The organism is Oceaniserpentilla sp. 4NH20-0058, from assembly GCF_040371755.1.
GTDB lineage: Bacteria > Pseudomonadota > Gammaproteobacteria > Pseudomonadales > Oceanobacteraceae > Bermanella.
In genome coordinates this window covers 1-17420 of the sequence record NZ_BAABWE010000011.1, presented here as the reverse complement: position 1 = coordinate 17420, position 17420 = coordinate 1, and the positions used below count along the sequence as shown (strand labels likewise).

16 protein-coding genes and 1 pseudogene are annotated in these 17420 nt (G+C 39.2%); 13 read left to right on the top strand and 4 right to left on the bottom strand.

Annotated elements, in window-relative coordinates; genetic code table 11:
• From dnaJ to ABWV45_RS13765, 4 genes are all read left to right on the top strand, one after another.
• Nucleotides 1-1116, top strand: coding sequence for a molecular chaperone DnaJ (gene dnaJ, locus ABWV45_RS13780; RefSeq protein WP_353352295.1), 1116 nt, complete (start codon nt 1-3; stop codon nt 1114-1116).
• 364 nt (nt 1117-1480) lie between these two features.
• The gene (locus ABWV45_RS13775; RefSeq protein ID WP_353352294.1) at nt 1481-1738 is read left to right on the top strand and encodes a hypothetical protein; all 258 of its coding nucleotides are present in this window, start codon (nt 1481-1483) and stop codon (nt 1736-1738) included.
• 471 nt (nt 1739-2209) lie between these two features.
• Nucleotides 2210-2665, top strand: a complete 456-nt coding sequence (locus tag ABWV45_RS13770) for a hypothetical protein (RefSeq protein WP_353352287.1) — start codon at nt 2210-2212, stop codon at nt 2663-2665.
• Between the two features lie 800 nt (nt 2666-3465).
• Nucleotides 3466-3921, top strand: a complete 456-nt coding sequence (locus tag ABWV45_RS13765; RefSeq protein ID WP_353352287.1) for a hypothetical protein — start codon at nt 3466-3468, stop codon at nt 3919-3921.
• Between the two features lie 135 nt (nt 3922-4056).
• Here ABWV45_RS13765 and ABWV45_RS13760 read toward each other — a convergent pair whose 3' ends face one another.
• A complete protein-coding gene (locus tag ABWV45_RS13760; RefSeq protein ID WP_353352293.1) occupies nt 4057-4500 on the bottom strand; it encodes a DUF4402 domain-containing protein in 444 nt (147 codons plus the stop codon).
• Nucleotides 4501-5892: a sigma-54-dependent transcriptional regulator gene (locus tag ABWV45_RS13755; protein WP_353352292.1), complete on the bottom strand. Its 1392-nt coding sequence runs from the start codon at nt 5890-5892 to the stop codon at nt 4501-4503. It abuts the gene before it with no gap.
• A 176-nt stretch (nt 5893-6068) separates the two neighbouring features.
• On the opposite strand from ABWV45_RS13755, the gene ABWV45_RS13750 reads away from it, so the two are divergent.
• The 7 genes from ABWV45_RS13750 (at nt 6069) to dapB (ending at nt 14108) form a co-directional block, all read left to right on the top strand.
• Nucleotides 6069-6533, top strand: a complete 465-nt coding sequence (locus tag ABWV45_RS13750; protein WP_353352291.1) for a DUF4402 domain-containing protein — start codon at nt 6069-6071, stop codon at nt 6531-6533.
• Between the two features lie 162 nt (nt 6534-6695).
• Nucleotides 6696-7367 (top strand): fimbrial biogenesis chaperone, encoded by a 672-nt coding sequence (locus tag ABWV45_RS13745; RefSeq protein WP_353352290.1) that lies wholly within the window; start codon nt 6696-6698, stop codon nt 7365-7367.
• 61 nt (nt 7368-7428) lie between these two features.
• Nucleotides 7429-10032: a hypothetical protein gene (locus ABWV45_RS13740; RefSeq protein WP_353352289.1), complete on the top strand. Its 2604-nt coding sequence runs from the start codon at nt 7429-7431 to the stop codon at nt 10030-10032.
• Nucleotides 10033-10416: 384 nt separating this feature from the next.
• Nucleotides 10417-10872: a hypothetical protein gene (locus ABWV45_RS13735; RefSeq protein WP_353352288.1), complete on the top strand. Its 456-nt coding sequence runs from the start codon at nt 10417-10419 to the stop codon at nt 10870-10872.
• A 794-nt stretch (nt 10873-11666) separates the two neighbouring features.
• Nucleotides 11667-12122 carry a hypothetical protein gene (locus ABWV45_RS13730; protein WP_353352287.1) on the top strand — a complete coding sequence of 152 codons (456 nt, stop codon included), beginning with the start codon at nt 11667-11669 and terminating at the stop codon, nt 12120-12122.
• Nucleotides 12123-12495: 373 nt separating this feature from the next.
• Complete coding sequence (locus ABWV45_RS13725; protein ID WP_353352286.1) at nt 12496-13152, top strand: crotonase/enoyl-CoA hydratase family protein; 657 nt, start codon at nt 12496-12498, stop codon at nt 13150-13152.
• Nucleotides 13153-13301: 149 nt separating this feature from the next.
• Nucleotides 13302-14108, top strand: a complete 807-nt coding sequence (gene dapB, locus ABWV45_RS13720) for a 4-hydroxy-tetrahydrodipicolinate reductase (protein ID WP_353352285.1) — start codon at nt 13302-13304, stop codon at nt 14106-14108.
• Nucleotides 14109-14165: 57 nt separating this feature from the next.
• On the opposite strand, the gene ABWV45_RS13715 is transcribed toward dapB, so the two are convergent.
• Entirely contained in the window at nt 14166-14888 is a 723-nt protein-coding gene (locus tag ABWV45_RS13715; RefSeq protein ID WP_353352284.1) for a polyamine aminopropyltransferase, read from the bottom strand.
• A gap of 141 nt (nt 14889-15029) precedes the next feature.
• Between ABWV45_RS13715 and ABWV45_RS13710 the strand changes: the two genes are divergently transcribed.
• Nucleotides 15030-15563 (top strand): NUDIX domain-containing protein, encoded by a 534-nt coding sequence (locus tag ABWV45_RS13710; RefSeq protein WP_353352283.1) that lies wholly within the window; start codon nt 15030-15032, stop codon nt 15561-15563.
• On the opposite strand, the gene ABWV45_RS13705 is transcribed toward ABWV45_RS13710, so the two are convergent.
• Nucleotides 15558-15719: a class II glutamine amidotransferase gene (locus ABWV45_RS13705; protein WP_502914684.1), complete on the bottom strand. Its 162-nt coding sequence runs from the start codon at nt 15717-15719 to the stop codon at nt 15558-15560. The genes ABWV45_RS13710 and ABWV45_RS13705 overlap by 6 nt on opposite strands.
• A 357-nt stretch (nt 15720-16076) precedes the next feature.
• Here ABWV45_RS13705 and ABWV45_RS13700 point away from each other — a divergent pair.
• Nucleotides 16077-17420: pseudogene (locus ABWV45_RS13700) on the top strand (hypothetical protein); the annotation flags it as partial.

Genomic DNA, 17420 nt, shown 5'->3' with positions numbered 1-17420 from the left:
ATGTCAAAACGTGATTTTTACGAAATACTGGGTGTCGACAAAGGCGCAGACGCAAAAGAAGTGAAGCGTGCGTACCGTAAGTTGGCCATGAAGTATCACCCGGATAGAAACCCGGATGATAAAGACGCTGATGAAAAATTTAAAGAAGCCACAGAAGCTTATGAGATTCTAAGCGATCAAGAAAAGCGTGCTGCATATGATCAATATGGTCACGCAGGCGTAGACGGCCAAGCCGGTGGTGGTTTTGGTGGTGGTAACGGAAACTTCAGCGACATCTTTGGTGATGTATTCGGCGACATCTTTGGTGGTGGTGGCCGAGGAGGGCGCAGCGGCCCGCAACGTGGCAGCGACCTGAAATACAATTTGGACCTCACCCTAGAGCAAGCGGTAAAAGGCGCGGAAGTTAAAATTCGTGTACCTACCTTAGTTAATTGCGGTACGTGTGATGGTTCCGGTGCCAAAGATGGCTCCACACCTGTTACTTGTAATACCTGTCATGGACAGGGCCAAGTACGTATGCAACAGGGCTTTTTCTCTGTGCAGCAAGCGTGTCCTACATGTCGCGGACAAGGCACTATTATTAAAGACCCATGTGGCTCTTGCCATGGTCAAGGTGTTAAAGAAGAAACCAAAACCCTTAATGTGAAAGTACCTGCCGGTGTAGATAACGGCGATCGTATTCGTTTAAGCGGAGAAGGTGAAGCTGGTCCTCATGGTGGTCCAGCTGGTGATTTATATGTAGAGACACATATAAAGCCTCATTCTATTTTTGAGCGTGACGGTCGTAATTTATATTGTGATGTACCAATCAGTATTGCTGATGCGGCATTGGGCGGTGAAATTGAAGTACCAACATTGGATGGGCGTGTGAATTTAAAAATTCCAGCTGAAACCCAAAGCGGTAAACTCTTTCGCCTACGTGGTAAAGGCGTGGTGCCGGTTCGTGGAGGTGCCCAAGGTGATTTGCTATGCCGTGTAATGGTGGAAACGCCGGTTAAGCTAACCGAGCACCAGAAAAAAATACTCAAAGAGTTTCAAGCAAGTTTGAAGGGTGGTGACAAACACAGCCCAAAGAAGAAGAGCTGGTTTGATAATGTGAAAACCTTCTTTGAGTAATCCCTACTGTGCTCGACTAGGTATTGTCGAGCAGATTGCTCAGCCCAATCATGTATTGCATATACACTCATGGGCTTCGCAATCTGCTCTTCGCCCCTAGTCATCGCTCATGACGGGCTTATCCCAGTAGTTAGAACTTTATTCATAACCCTTCGCTCTCTGATTGCCCCCTACCCAACATTTAAATAGATTCTTTCTCTAACTTTCGTTTATACGCTGAGATGTGTTTCAACTGTCTTGGTGTTATTTTCAGTGGGTTAATGAACAGATTTTATTTAGGATAGTCTTTATTTCTTTTTTATCTATTAGATAGCTTTTGATATAGTAGAAAGCTTCTAATCCCTCCATGGAAGTGTAACGTTTAATGAAAAAGCTATTATTTATTGTTGGCCTAGGGATCACCCTTAGTGGTTGTACCGCCCTTATGAAAGACTCTGTAACAAATCGAGCTACATTTGATTTGGATTGTAGTCAATATAAGTTAAACGTTACTCAACTTGGAGATAGGGTTTTTGGCGTAAAAGGCTGTAATAAGAAAGCCACATATGTAGTCGACGGTCCTTGCCAAGGGGTTGGTTCAAAATGTACTGCAATTATGAATTCTGATCTAGATTCAGAGTGACCGTTTCATTTTAATAACTATTAGAGCGATGATCTAAAAGATGGGTTAGTGATGTGCAATCCATCTGTCCGTGTGGAAGTGTCTAAATTGCAATTTGCACTGCTATTTGCAAATTGCAATTAGGTTAAGCACTCCAATTCTCCTATTTTATTTGCATTTCACTTTTCCAATCAATTTAAACGCTTCATTTTTTAATATTTTTTCAGTTAAGCATTCCCCGATTTTATATTGACGCTTCAGTCATACTTAACAAAAGTCCTCCTAAGTTTGTGTTTTTAAATGGCATATTTTGACCATTTATTTGACGCAGCCTAGTGATCAAGATATTCGCCGATACTATAAGGTTTTATTTTTTAATTTTCAGGTGTTGGTAGACGCTAAAAATATTTTTTGGCACAGCCGCTGCAATACCCAAGTACATTCAAAAAAACGTAAAACAACAATTAAAAAATTACTTAAAAGGTGACTAACATGAAAAAGCTACTTCTTACTTTCGCAACGGCCTCTTTACTATCAACTGCTGCAATGGCTGACGATTTAGCCGCTACTGCAAACGTTAATGTTTTAGCTGCACTATCTTTAGCAGAAACCACACAAATTGATTTTGGTACAATCGGTATTGAAGATGGTACATGTACCATGGCATCAGGCGGTGCATTAACAGGCTCAGCAGGTCAGTCGTGTTCAGGTACTCAAACACCGGGTTTGTTCACTATCACCGGTACAGATGGCCAAGTATTGGATTTATCAGTGGCTGCGGGCGCTGCGGTAGATGGCGTAACGTTTAACCCAGTCATTGATGGAGCAGCGACGGCAACTCTAACAGGCGGAACCGCCACAGTAGATATGATTGGTAACCTTGTACTTTCAAGTGCAACAGCCGGTGTTAAAACCATTAGCTATACATTTACTGCTAATTACCAGTAATTGATCACACTATAAAATTTAGGCCGCAAAATAAAAATAATAGGCCGCATAAACTTGGATAATAAAAATAATAAACCAAGATGCCAGAGCTTTGCTCTGGCTTTTTTGCTTTTACCCAGTCTGTTTTTTCAAACTTAACTCTCTTGTTATTTATTCTTTATCCAATACGAGTACATTACTCTGTGTTTTTTATATGCTTGGAAATACGGAATTATCCGCGTTTAGTCTGAGTCAGTTACTAGTACACCCATATTTGATGCTGTGCGTTATTACGAGACCGTAACAGAGAGCTTCTTTCACTTCTGATAACGAAAGTAGTACCTAGGATAAAAAAACCATGTGTGGATATTTAAATATGTACCGAGGAAGAGTATCGGCTAATAGCTAGCTAGATTGATTGCAAAACGCGTTGCAATTTTCAAAACGCAATTGAAAATTGCCAAAATACACACATAAATTAGTCGCTTTAAGCCTTACGTGTTGTATTGAATAAAAAATGTCCGAAATACTTTTGTAACTAATATAGCTGTTTATGAATAAATTGATATTGACACTTATTTAAAAAATGCGATTAGCGACACTAACCATTGATTTTAAAAGACAATTTTAAATAAACCTAAATAGAAAAATACTTGAATTCAGAAACATAAAACTACATTAAGTTACATGCAAAATAATTTATAAAATTTAGGAATTTATTAAAATAATAAAACAAAAAGTGGCACACCACCTGCAATACCTAAGTACGATTCAAAAAAACTTAAAACAACAATTAAAAAATTACTTAAAAGGTGACAAACATGAAAAAGCTACTTCTTACTTTCGCAACGGCCTCTTTACTATCAACTGCTGCAATGGCTGATGACTTAGCCGCTACTGCAAACGTTAATGTTTTAGCGGCACTATCTTTAGCAGAAACCACACAAATTGATTTCGGAACAATCGGTATTGAAGATGGTACATGTACTATGGCATCAGGTGGTGCATTAACAGGCTCAGCAGGTCAGTCGTGTTCAGGCACACAAACTCCGGGTTTGTTCACTATCACCGGTACAGATGGCCAAGTATTAGACTTATCAGTGGCTGCGGGTGCTGCGGTAGATGGCGTAACGTTTAACCCAGTCATTGATGGCGCAGCGACGGCAACTCTAACTGGCGGAACCGCCACAGTGGATATGATTGGTAACCTAGTGCTTTCAAGTGCGACAGCTGGTGTTAAAACCATTAGTTACACTTTTACAGCTAACTATCAGTAATTTAAACATGCTAATGCCATAAAACAAAAATAAAAGGCACGGTAAAACATTAACCCACAAAAATAAAAATAAAATATGGGATAGCCAGAGACTCAATATGAGTGCTCTGGCTTTTATTTTTTAGGGTTAAACAAATTATTCATAATTAGCCGAAAAAGTATAAGGAATATTAAAGCTTCCTTGATTAACATTTAATAGTTCAAGCTCACCAATAATAACTACTGTATTAGCCCCGCCGCTTAATGTGATTAAACTAGGGCCGTCAATTTGAGGACGAAATGTAAGACCTTGTGTACTTCCACCTTGTACGCTGAGGTTCATGAACTCTCCATTTGTGGCGCGAATATCAAACTCACCAGGAGTTTGAATGCCCGAGCATGTTTGCCCTGAGCTCCCTAATAAATTACCACCGCTTTGCATTGTACAAATTCCGTTTTCAGAAGAAATTGTACCAAAATCAATAGCTGTAACTTCCGATATGGTAATGGTTTTTAATTTTGGTGCGGCATAATTAAAAAGTGGAAATAAAAAACAGATTGCCATTACGCTATTTTTAATAATGTTAGGTAAAGCAATCATTTAGCTCATTCTTCTATAGATTGTAGAAGGCGCTACCCCTAAAAATTGAGCCGCCTTATTAATATTGCCTTCACATATTTCTATGGCATGTTTGATTGCTAGGTCTTCTAATTCTTTTAATGGTACGATTTCTTTTGGATTAAATGTATTTGGCTTGATTTCTACCTTATCGTCGGTAATGTCTTTTTTCTTTTCTCCATTAAGTAAAGCTGTATGAATATCTAATGGAATCATAGAGGGTTTCACCCATTGGCCGTCATAATTAATAGCAATATTATGTATTACATTACGTAATTCTCGAACGTTACCGGGCCATGTGTAATCGTTAATTATTTCAATAACTTCATCACTGAAACCTATAAACCTTTTATTCTCTTGTTGGCTGAAGTCAAATAGACACTTTTCGGCAATTAATAAGGCATCACTTCCTCGTTTTCTAAGAGGCGGGATATCTATTTGAATGGTGTTAAGGCGATAAAATAGATCCTCTCTGAATTCATTATTTTCGATCATTATATCCGGTATTTTATTGGTTGCACTTATAAAACGGACATCAACTAATATTTCGTCATCAGAGCCAACACGACTGAGAACACCTTGCTGAACTAGGCGCAAAAATTTACTTTGTAATTCATAATCCATTTCGCCAATTTCGTCTAAAAATAATACCCCGTTACTGGCTTTTTGAGCCGCCCCTTCACGAGCACTATCCGCCCCTGTAAAAGCACCTTTTACGTGACCAAATATGGCTGACTCCATTAAAGAATGAGAAATAGCGCCACAATTTATTGAAACCATTTCTTTCTCTTTTCGCTCACTAACGGAATGAATAGCACGAGCGCATAAGTCCTTGCCCGTGCCACTTTCTCCGGTGATAAATACATTAGCATTACTAATTGCAGCGTTTTGAATGTTTCGGTAAAGTTGAATCATAGGGGCAGAGGTGCCCACGTAGTTTAAAAATCCTTCCTTAAAAACATGGCGTTCATACATCATACGAGTTTCGTGGCGTACGCACTGTAAACTGGCATCAATTATGGATTCTTGTAATCGTTTTTTATTACAGGGTTTGAATAGAACATTATCTGCACCACAGCTAACGGCAAGGCTAACAATGACAGAGACTTTCTGCGATGCGAGGACTAGAACCTCATGGTGGGCTTTTTGTGTTTTTATATGCTGAATGAAATTAGGTGTTTCTTGGTCATTGGTACGCATTTCACAAACGACAATGGCGCTTTCATCAGTAGGTAAAACAGACATTACTTGGCTAGTTGAATGGCAAATATGGATTTCAAAATCAAGATTACTCAGCTTGCTATGCCATGACTCAATTCTATTTGGATCTACCTCAAAAATAATGAGGCGGCGCAGTTGTTTGGACGTTAGCATGGGGCATCTCGCGATAGACTCAATATTAGTTTAGTTATTTATTGCCATTTGCAAAGCCATATTGCAACTTGCAACAAATGTTTTGCCTTGTTAAGAGTTGTTAAAGACAGTGGTTAATTGGATTAACTGAGTCTAAAATAAAGTAGTCAAACCTAGCCATTCGAGCGTCTCTTTATATGCTAAAAAGTAAGGCTGTGTATTCTGGATTCATTATTTTGTTATTAGTGCCTGAAGCCCTATGGGGACAAACCTTAGTAGCCAGTGCGCAGGTCAATCTACAAAGTCCACTAGAGGTTAGTGAGTCCAGTGCATTGAATTTCGGTAATATTGTTAATTTAAGTGGTAGTTGCCACATGCAAGATGACGGGGAATTGATCGCATCAGGTGGGCAAACCTGTTCAGGGACACAGGTGCCTGCACAATTTAATATTAACGGTGATGCTGGAAGTTCGGTGGATGTATTTGTTGGCGTCAATCACAGTATTCCAGGGTTGACGTTTGTACCTAAATTGGTTGGAGACGAAACGAAGAACCTAGTAGGTGGTTCAGCTAGTTTTCAGGTAGTCGGTACGTTAAATATCAGTAGCCCAACAGAGGGTACTTACGCTGTCCCTTATGTGGTGACGGTAAATTATCAATAAGGCGCTAAACTTAAAGTTAAATACCTTAATTTGAGTTTAATCATGCGCACTCTTAAACAGTTTCTTATATTTCTTACCTTTTTTTATAGCTTTATGGTATATGGCCAGTCTGTTTTACAGATATTACCCACACGAGTGGTTTTCGAGGGGAATCAGAGGAGTGTGGATGTATTTTTAAAAAATCGAGGTGACAATGACGGAGAGTATCGCGTTAGCTTAAGAAATCAGAGAATGGGTACTGATGGAAAATTTGAAATTATTGAGAAAGGGCAAGGCTTAGAAAATGAATTATTTGCTGACGGTATGATTCGATACTCCCCCAGAAGAGTGTCCATCAGCAAAGATTTAAATCAAGAGCCGCAAACAATTCGACTAGCCTTGAGAAAAAAACGGGATTTACCCGAAGGTGAGTATCGTTCCCATCTGCTATTTACATCCATTCCTCAAATTGAAAAAGCGACGGAGAAAAAAAGCGGTGTTTCATTTCATGCCACAGTTGAAATAACCATACCAATTATTATTCGTCACGGAGATTTGTCGGCTAAAGTGACTTTATCGAATGCATCACTTTGGAAAAATGACAAAGAGGACGTTTTAAGCTTTAGGCTAAATAGAAGCGGTTCTCGTTCTATTTATGGGGATATCGTTATTACGCAAAACGGAAATAGAATTGCATATTTGAATGGTATGGCTGTCTACACTCCTACGGAGTATCGTGAAATACATATGCCTGTTATATTAAATGATGCTATTTCATCATCCCCTATTACTATTAATTTCAAGGAAAACCCGACATATGGCGGGCAAGAAGAAGCACAATTATTATTAAAATAATATTGTGGTTAAAATATAAATGTGGGTGTTTACTTACAGTTTAAATAAAATCAATAAATGTATGTTATTGGTTATATTTTCTGTTGTCTTTACGTTTAATTCAGTTGCGCAAGACACCAATCAAAATATCATCAATGAAGATTATTTGCTTATTGTCAAAGTTGAAGTTGAAACACTCACCTTATCCACTGAATTATTTATTTATAGTTATGAAGGAGTTACATTAATTCCCTTACAGCCATTATTTGATGCTCTCAGGTTTGCAATTAATGTGAATCCTGAAACAGAGCAGGCTCAGGGATGGTTTATTAAACAAGAAAACACGTTTTCGTTAGAAATTGATACTCTTTATATCGCAGGAAAAAAGTATGAAATCGATGATTCATGCTCTATACAAAATGATGGATTTGACTTATACGCACCCATTTCATGTATTAATAAATGGTTTTCAATTAATGCCAGTTTATCATTTCAAGATTTAACATTAAAAGTTGCCTCTAATGAGACTCTGCCTTTAATTGGTCAATTAAAAAGAGAAAAAAATCGTAAACAACCCTCCAGTAAAAAAAGAAGTCAAGATATTGATCCAGCAGCCATTATACCTAATCAATATGATTGGTTAGGAACCCCTGTCATAGATGCAGGATTTGGCTATCAAGAAAATGATGTTAACAAACGGTATGACTATCGTTTATATAGCGCCTTTGATTTTTTGGGGTTTGAAACAAGACTGACAACCTCTCAAATAGAAGATTCAACTCAATCTGCTACGTTAACGTTCCATAAAAAGCCTGCTACTCAAAATGAAGTATTTATTTTAGGTATGAATGATGTATCAATTGGTGATGTTTATGGTGTTTCAAATGACTTAATTAGTAATGGAGTGGGAGGGGCGGGAATTAGGCTTAGTGCAAATACAGATAATCAAACATCAGGATTTAGCTCTCGAATAATTGAAGGATATGCACCACCAAATTGGGAAGTGGAGCTTTATCGAAATAATATTCAGGTTGATTTCTTAAAAGTGGGTCAAGATGGACGCTATCGATTTGAACAAGTAGATGTTGGCTACGGTGAAAATATATTCGATATCAAACTTTATGGACCATTAGGTGAAATAGAAATACGCCGTGAATCCATCAATGTTGGCAGTAGTATGTTAAAGCATAAAACACTTACATGGTCAGCTAGTTTTTATGATCAAAGCAATAATCTATTAGGATTTTCAGACCCTCCAACTTTGTCAAATCCGTATGTAAATAATAGTTTATCTGTAAGGTATGGGTTATTCGAGCGATTAAGCTTAGGCATTAGTTATTTTAAACATAACTTTGAAAATGATCAGCCTGATCATCCGGAAGCCTATTCAACGTTAACTGTATTGACCGCCTTACCTATGATGAATGTATCAGCAGAAATGGCTCAAGATGATCAAGATGGCCGTGGATATAATCTTGGTTTCCAAGGAAAACTCTTTAATTACCCTACTACTTTAAATATTAAACATTTTGATAATTTAATTAGTGACCGAAATAGTCATTCGCAATTTACACAATATAAGGTTTCGAGTGTTGGGAACTTTCAAATATGGCAGAATAATATTCAACATGGAATGAAAATACTCCATGAAAATATTAATAATAGTAGCGAAAATATAGATGTTGAAAATAGGATGAGTTTTCAAATGGCTTCGGGCTTGTTAACTAACCAGAATAATTATCGAATATCTAGTTCTACAGATGATGCATTTTTTGGTTATATTAAGTACACATCTAGAAGTGGCAGTAAATATAAGTTTCGCTTGCAAGGTGATTATAAGATTAATCCAACCTCTAGTATCGAAAACGTTAATATAAATGTACGTACGGTGATTAATCCGAGAATTATTATGACAATGGATGCCGTTCATAATCCAAGTGATACTAAATCGACTCAATTGGGACTTACTTACTCTCAATTATTATCTTCATTTAAAATTAACCTTACAGGTCAATGGTATGAAAGTGGTGATTATACTGCATCGGTTAGTTTTAATTTCAGTTTGTCAGCGGCTCCACTGCACTGGAGCAATGAAAATCAGGTAGATAATGGTCGAGCACACTTGCATGCTTTTTTAGATGAAAACATGAATAGTGTATACGATGAAGGTGAACCATCATTAGAAGGTGTGACATTTAAAGGTAATAATGCTTGGAAGGACTTACAAACAAATGATCAAGGTGAAGTGATATTGCCAAGGTTGTCCACACGCAGCATAAATAAAATTTCAGTAATAGGGTCAACTTTGCCTGACCCATATTGGCGTGCTCAAAATCCTGATATCTATGTTTATAGCCATGCTGGTGGAAATGCAGATGTGAGTTACCCTGTGTATCAAACACTTGAAGTGGAAGGGCAGTTACACTGGCAACGAAATAAGTCCCTTCAACCTGCGGCAGGAGTTTTGCTGCATTTGGTAGGTGACGATGGTGAAGTACATAACGAAATATACTCAGAGTTTGATGGAGTTTATGTGTTTACTGGTGTTAACCCCGGTGAATATCGGTTGGTCATTCCAAAAGATGTACAAGATGCACTTAATATTCAATGGAATAAAGACATAATTATTTCAGCAAGTGCAGATCAGTCACTTATATATGTTGAAGATATTATAATTCAACGCTAATTTTACAGAGAATTTGCCTCGTAAATTGCAATTTGCAATAACAAAAATAAGCTTTATCTTCATAAATGCTAGAATATTTTAAATTACACTAATTTTCCTAAAATTAATTAAGATTACATTGCTGTATTATTTTTTAATTTTTTCCTATTTTTAGCTATATCCTCATAAACTTAATTCGCAATTGACTGAAATATAAGAAGTTATTGCGAATTATTTATGTCACATTAATTTACTCGTAATTACAGTTAGTTACACTTAATAAAAATAATCCTGAAGTCATATTTATTTCGTTTTTTATAAAAATTGGCACAGCCGCTGCAATACCCAAGTACATTCAAAAAAACTTAAAACAACAATTAAAAAATTACTTAAAAGGTGACTAACATGAAAAAGCTACTTCTTACTCTTACAGCCACTTCTTTACTATCAACTGCTGCAATGGCTGACGATTTAGCCGCTACTGCAAACGTTAATGTTTTAGCTGCACTATCTTTAGCAGAAACCACACAAATTGATTTTGGTACAATCGGTATTGAAGATGGTACATGTACCATGGCATCAGGCGGTGCATTAACAGGCTCAGCAGGTCAGTCGTGTTCAGGTACTCAAACACCGGGTTTGTTCACTATTACCGGTACAGATGGCCAAGTATTGGATTTATCAGTGGCTGCGGGCGCTGCGGTAGATGGCGTAACGTTTAACCCAGTCATTGATGGAGCAGCGACGGCAACTCTAACTGGGGGAACCGCCACAGTGGATATGATTGGTAATCTTGTACTTTCAAGTGCAACAGCCGGTGTTAAAACCATTAGCTATACATTTACTGCTAATTACCAGTAATTGATCACACTATAAAATTTAGGCCGCAAAATAAAAATAATAGGCCGCATAAACTTGGATAATAAAAATAATAAACCAAGATGCCAGAGCTTTGCTCTGGCTTTTTTGCTTTTACCCAGTCTGTTTTTTCAAACTTAACTCTCTTGTTATTTATTCTTTATCCAATACGAGTACATTACTCTGTGTTTTTTATATGCTTGGAAATACGGAATTATCCGCGTCTAGTCTGAGTCAGTTACTAGTACCCCCATATTTGATGCTATGCGATATTACGAGGCCATAACAGAGAGCTTTTTTACTTCCTATAACGAAAGTAGCACCTAGGATAAAAAACCTATGTGTGGATATTTAATTATGTACCGAGGAAGAGTATCGGCTAATAGCTAGATTGATTGCAAAACGCGTTGCAATTTTCAAAACGCAATTGAAAATTTCCAAAATACACACATGAATTAGTCGCTTTAAGCCTTACGTGTTGTATTGAATAAAAAATGTCCGAAATACTTTTGTAACAAATATAGCTGTTTATGAATAAATTGATATTGACACTTATTTAAAAAATGCGATTAGCGACACTAACCACTTATTTTAAAAGACAATATTAAATAAACCTAAATAGAAAAATACTTGAATTCAGAAACATAAAACTACATTAAGTTACATGCAAAATAATTTATAAAATTTAGGCATTTATTAAAATAATAAAACAAAAAATGGCACACCACCTGCAATACCTAAGTACGATTAAAAAAACTTAAAACAACAATTAAAAAATTACTTAAAAGGTGACTAACATGAAAAAGCTACTTCTTACTTTCGCAACGGCCTCTTTACTATCAACTGCTGCAATGGCTGACGATTTAGCCGCCACTGCAAACGTTAATGTTTTAGCGGCACTATCATTAGCAGAAACCACACAAATTGATTTTGGAACAATCGGTATTGAAGATGGTACATGTACTATGGCATCAGGCGGTGCATTAACAGGCTCAGCAGGTCAGTCGTGTTCAGGCACACAAACACCGGGTTTGTTCACTATTACCGGTACAGATGGCCAAGTATTAGACTTATCAGTGGCTGCGGGTGCTGCGGTAGATGGCGTAACGTTTAACCCAGTCATTGATGGCGCAGCGACGGCAACCCTAACAGGCGGAACCGCCACAGTGGATATGATTGGTAACCTAGTGCTTTCAAGTGCAACAGCTGGTGTTAAAACCATTAGTTACACTTTTACAGCTAACTATCAGTAATTTTAAACGAGATATAAATACTGTTACTAAACCCTATAAAAATAACAATATGATTTAGTAACAGAAACGCTCAAAAATAAAAATAATAGAGCGAAACGTATTGGGATTCACCTTTTAGCCAGAGCCTTGCTCTGGCTTTTTTTATTTGTTTATCTTCTATGGCCCTAATTTCAGCCCATTTGGGTGAATATAACAACACTGTTGCGCTATTTTACACTGTCTAGAATTAGCAAATCATGTACAATCTTTGGCGCACGAATCGGCGGAATCCTGAGGTTCATCACGTGATTTAGCCCTAATTATGATTCATACCAAAAGCCAAGCTACACTCTTTATTATATTAAGCACGGCTTGTGTTCAAAAGAGACTAAACATGGACTACCAACTAAAAGACGATATTGCATTCATCAACATAGACGATGGCAAAGCTAATGCTATGAATCATGAATTCATAGACGGTATGAATGCCGCATTCGACAAGGCCGAAGCCGAAGCAAAAGTCATTGTGATTCAAGGCCGTGAAGGCATGCTATCAGCGGGCTTCGACCTAAAAGCAATAGCCAAAGGCGGTGATCAGGCAGTACAAATGTTAGAAAAAGGCATGGTGTTAATGACACGTATGTACTCACTGCCTTTACCTGTTATCACCGTTTGTGAAGGCCATGCTATTGGCATGGGCGCGTTTATATTAATGGCATCGGATAACCGTATTGGTGTCGATTCAGAATACGTAGTAAACCTGCCAGAAACAGCCATAGGCATGCCGTTTACCCCAGTATTAATGAGCTTAATTAAAGATCGTATTGTCAATACCGAGCAAACCATCGCCGTTATGCAATCGAAAAAATACACTCCAGCTGAAGCAGTTGATGCAGGCTTTTTAGATCAGCTAGTACCCGCTGATAAACTACTAGAAAGTGCCACAGCCCTTGCTAAGCAGCTTGCTGAATTGCCAAAAGCCTTCTACAAAAAGAATAAGCTCGATCTGCGTGGCGATAGCCTAGAAGTGATGCGTGCTTCTTTGAAGTAAATAGCACTCTACTGAAAAGCGCCTTAGTGGAAACTCAAGGCGCTTTTTTTGGTTTAAGGGCCTCTAGAAAATCGGGTAACCTAGGCCAATGCCTAAAAATTCAGGTACAATCCCCAACCAATTATCCTATTGTAAATTAAGGTTTAACCATGACTACGCGTATTGCCATTATTGGTGCGGCAGGCCGCATGGGCCGCATATTGATCGAAGCCACTGATCTTGCCGACGGTGCAAAATTGGGCGCCGGAATCGTATTACCGGATGACAGCCTGAAAGGGGTTGATGCAGGTGAGATGGCTGGCTTGGGGAAAAAGCTAGATGTAAAACTGGTAGGCTCACTTGAAGAAGCGGTAAACGACTTCGACGTTCTTGTGGACTTCACCGCTCCAGAAACCACCATGAACAATATTGAATTTTGCCAAGCGAATGGCAAAGGCATCGTAATTGGCACAACGGGTCTGACCGATGAGCAAAAAACCACATTGCAAGCCGCTGGCAAAGAAATGCAAATCGTATTTGCTCCTAACTACTCTGTAGGTGTCACATTGTGTTTGAATCTTTTGCGTATGGCCGCCAAAGTTATGGGCAACGACAGTGACATTGAAGTTATTGAAATGCATCACCGTCACAAAGTAGATGCTCCTTCTGGTACCGCATTGCGCTTAGGTGAGGTGATTGCTGAAACCCTTGATTGGGATTTAAACGAAGTAGCGGTATATGGTCGTGAAGGCCAAACCGGTGCGCGCCCACAAAAGCAAATTGGTTTTGAAACCATTCGTGGTGGCGATGTAGTAGGAGATCACACGGTCATGTTTGCAACCGAAGGTGAGCGTGTTGAAATTACCCATAAAGCACAATCTCGTATGACTTTTGCAAAAGGTGCAGTACGTGCTGCGGCTTGGTTAAAAGCGCAGCCTAATGGCGTGTATGATATGCAGGATGTTTTGGGTTTTTAATTTTCAAGCTAAAAAATATTATCACCTAAAAAACCGGAGTATAAAAATACTTCGGTTTTAATCTACGTGGGCAATATAAACAGAGTTAGACGATTGCTCGCCTGTGTATGGGTTATCAAAATACACCATGTGTGTTTCCACTTTAGGAAAAACGGTTTTTAACACATCCACAAACGTATCGTCTGGCGCTTCATCCGACCATAACCCAAATACGCCCCCTGAATGAATTTTCGCTTTCATGGCGTTTAAGCTTTCGGTGGTGTAAAAACGGCTGTTCTCTGGATTGAGCCAGTAACTGGGTGTATGGTCGATATCCAGTAGTACAGCATGGACTTTGGCATTGCCTTTACTGCCGTCAAAATTGGTGTTGGCTGCGGTGGCAAATTCAAAAAAATCCCCGAGGGCGTAACGACAGCGTGGGTCGTTGGTTAGTTCACTACCTAAAGGTACTAAGCCTTGCTCGTGCCAACGAATCACTGGCTCCATTACGTCCACCACGCATAGGCTTTTCACATTTTTAAAGTCCAAAGCGGCTTTTGCGGTGTAGCCTAAGCCTAACCCGCCCACTACCACATCAATCTCTTGACCTTCAAATTTTGCCAAACCCAATTTAGATAGTTCAACCTCGGCCTCCACAAATAAACTGGACATTAAAAACTCGTCGTTCATTTTCACTTCGTATAGAACTTTATGATTCAAGCGCGGTTCCGAGCGTTTACGCAGGCTGATAGCACCGCGAGGGGTGACTTGATAGTCGATCTCTTCAAATACAAAGGACATATTGGGCACCCTAAAAATGTGGTTTCATCATACGGGGTTCGCGAAAAGGGGGCGAGAGTTTATTTGACTTTAAAACCGCTCTGATTCGTGTCACATTTAGTGGATAAAGTACCAATGGGTAATGATTAAGGATAACAGGTTATGCGTATATTGATTTTACTGATGTTGCTTGTGGGACTAACGGGTTGCTCAAATGATGCCATCACTGCCGCAGGTGCTATTGCCTATGCAGAGAAAGACGGGCAACGTTTTATTTTATTGGCGGACCACACAGGGTTGTCGGCCCATCGCGGTTATGGGGCATTCGGTGGTGGTTTAGAAGAAAACGAAACCTTAGAGCAAGGTGCACTTAGAGAATTTCATGAAGAAACAGCTTGTCACTTTTTAAGCCAGCCCATTGAAATATCGAAGAGCTATGTGCGCAATAAAAAATTTGTGAGTTTTGTGGTGCACGTGCCGTTTATAGATGAAGTGATTTTAAATCAAAAAAGCGAAACCCCGAATTGTGAAGGCAAGGTTTATTCAGAGCGGGCAAATTGGGTTTGGGTAGAAGCGGGGGACTTTTTACAGCAGATTCAGCAGGGTGATGATTATAAAACTAAGGGTTTAGTATTATTGTTGTGGGATAAATCCATCATTATCTTCAAGAAAGCTCAAGAGCAGGGCTTGCTATAAATCCACCTTCCCATGCTTGATGACCTCGCCCAGTTGCCATAATTTCCATTCCCCTTTTTCATAAATTTGCCAATCATCATCCGTGGTCAGAGGCTCGGTGGCAATAATACTCACCACGTCATTGGGTGTGGTTTCTCCTGCGAAGTCCACTGTCACATCGGCATCTTTTAATTGTGCATTAGTCAGAGATGCTATCTCTCCGTCGCTTAGCTAAAAGTACAACCTATTTGCGTATACGACATGCAGAACGTGTTGGGTTTTTAAATAAACCGCAGTGTATTCAAAAAAACGGAAGCCTCACAAGTAAAGTTGATTTCAGTTGTTGCGTGTTTTTTAGGCAATAAACAAGCTAGGAGATTATGTCGTAACGATAGAAGCTAAATCAATTAAAAAATTATTCAAATAGTACGATTAAGCACTGTATATCGTTTTTATGATTTTGATTGGGGCAAATGAAAAACCATGAAAAAGCTGCTAGCATACCCCCCAAATATTAAAGGACTAGATTTCCACATGTTAAACGTCAAGGAATGTCGCACCTACGGCTTTGTGGTTGCCGCACTTATCTCGCTTTTTGTTGCTTCAACTGCTCAGGCAGAATCCGGTCGTAGTGATTACGATTTAGATGACGATGGCCTTATCGAAATCAATGATCTGGCCGACCTTAATGCAATTCGTTATAGCCTGTCTGGGCGAGCACTTTATGGGGAAAATACAGGTTGTCCCAATACAGGCTGTGATGGTTTTGAACTTACCGCTGACCTAGATTTTGATACTAATCAAGATGGTGCCATTGATGGCAATGATGATTATTGGAATGACGGCGCAGGTTGGGCGCCTATTGGTTATAGATATGAAAGACCCTTTAACGCACGTTTTAATGGCAACGGCCATGTGGTTCGTAATTTATATATAAATCGGCAGTCTGATACTGATCCTATTGGTTTGTTTGGCACTATAGATGGAGCGAACATTCGCCAGTTGGTGCTGATCGACGTAAATGTAGCGGGCATTTATTATGTTGGGGGGTTGGCAGGGCATGCTTCAGTTAATAATACCTTAGAAGCCAATACGGTGATGGGGTTGGTAGAAAGTATATATTCACGGGGTGCCGATGCCGGCATGCTAGTTGGTTCTATCTATGGTAGTAACGTCATTCGCGCTAATTTAGTCAGTGGTCGCGTACTGGCTAAAGGCTACTATGTGGGTGGTTTGATTGGTGGTATTGGTTCATACAACACAGTAGAAGGTAATCTAAGTACGGCATGGGTAGAAAGCTCTTCATATGTGGGTGGATTGCTAGGTTATGTGCTTTCATTCTCAAGTAATACCTTACAAAACAATTACTGGGCCACGGATGCTTCTGGGCAATTAACCAGTCATCGAAGCAGCGAAGCGAATAGCTATGTTGGGTTAGAGCTGGCTACTTTACGCTGTGGGGTGATGGCCAATACTGATTATGCCAATAGCAACTGTGTTAGTGAAGATGGTGCCGCCGAAGGCTTAAACGGCCCTGTTACGGTATTTAAAGACTGGGATACCTATGGCGTTACCGACACTGATGGTGTATTCCAACCTTATTGGGATTTTGGCTCTAACCAGCAACTGCCTGCGCTGAACTTAAATGGCATCATTCACCGGGACAGTGATGGCGATGGGGTGGCAGATGATATTGATGTTTACCCCTTAAATTTTGCTGCCAGCAAAGACAGCGATCAAGACGGCGCTCCAGATGCTTGGACGTTAGGCTGTGATGCACAATGCCGCGCCGATTCCGGCTTAATATTAGATGGGTTCCCTAATCAATTTGCTGCATATCTTGATGCGGATTTAGATGGTTTACCCGATGCTTGGAAT

What these genes read in the sequence shown, in the direction of transcription:
- dnaJ (WP_353352295.1), top strand. Translation starts at nt 1, where the DNA reads ATGTCAAAACGTGATTTTTACGAAATACTGGGTGTCGACAAAGGCGCA.
- ABWV45_RS13775 (WP_353352294.1), top strand. Translation starts at nt 1,481, where the DNA reads ATGAAAAAGCTATTATTTATTGTTGGCCTAGGGATCACCCTTAGTGGT.
- ABWV45_RS13770 (WP_353352287.1), top strand. Translation starts at nt 2,210, where the DNA reads ATGAAAAAGCTACTTCTTACTTTCGCAACGGCCTCTTTACTATCAACT.
- ABWV45_RS13765 (WP_353352287.1), top strand. Translation starts at nt 3,466, where the DNA reads ATGAAAAAGCTACTTCTTACTTTCGCAACGGCCTCTTTACTATCAACT.
- ABWV45_RS13760 (WP_353352293.1), bottom strand. Translation starts at nt 4,500, where the DNA reads ATGATTGCTTTACCTAACATTATTAAAAATAGCGTAATGGCAATCTGT.
- ABWV45_RS13755 (WP_353352292.1), bottom strand. Translation starts at nt 5,892, where the DNA reads ATGCTAACGTCCAAACAACTGCGCCGCCTCATTATTTTTGAGGTAGAT.
- ABWV45_RS13750 (WP_353352291.1), top strand. Translation starts at nt 6,069, where the DNA reads ATGCTAAAAAGTAAGGCTGTGTATTCTGGATTCATTATTTTGTTATTA.
- ABWV45_RS13740 (WP_353352289.1), top strand. Translation starts at nt 7,429, where the DNA reads ATGTTATTGGTTATATTTTCTGTTGTCTTTACGTTTAATTCAGTTGCG.
- ABWV45_RS13735 (WP_353352288.1), top strand. Translation starts at nt 10,417, where the DNA reads ATGAAAAAGCTACTTCTTACTCTTACAGCCACTTCTTTACTATCAACT.
- ABWV45_RS13730 (WP_353352287.1), top strand. Translation starts at nt 11,667, where the DNA reads ATGAAAAAGCTACTTCTTACTTTCGCAACGGCCTCTTTACTATCAACT.
- ABWV45_RS13725 (WP_353352286.1), top strand. Translation starts at nt 12,496, where the DNA reads ATGGACTACCAACTAAAAGACGATATTGCATTCATCAACATAGACGAT.
- dapB (WP_353352285.1), top strand. Translation starts at nt 13,302, where the DNA reads ATGACTACGCGTATTGCCATTATTGGTGCGGCAGGCCGCATGGGCCGC.
- ABWV45_RS13715 (WP_353352284.1), bottom strand. Translation starts at nt 14,888, where the DNA reads ATGTCCTTTGTATTTGAAGAGATCGACTATCAAGTCACCCCTCGCGGT.
- ABWV45_RS13710 (WP_353352283.1), top strand. Translation starts at nt 15,030, where the DNA reads ATGCGTATATTGATTTTACTGATGTTGCTTGTGGGACTAACGGGTTGC.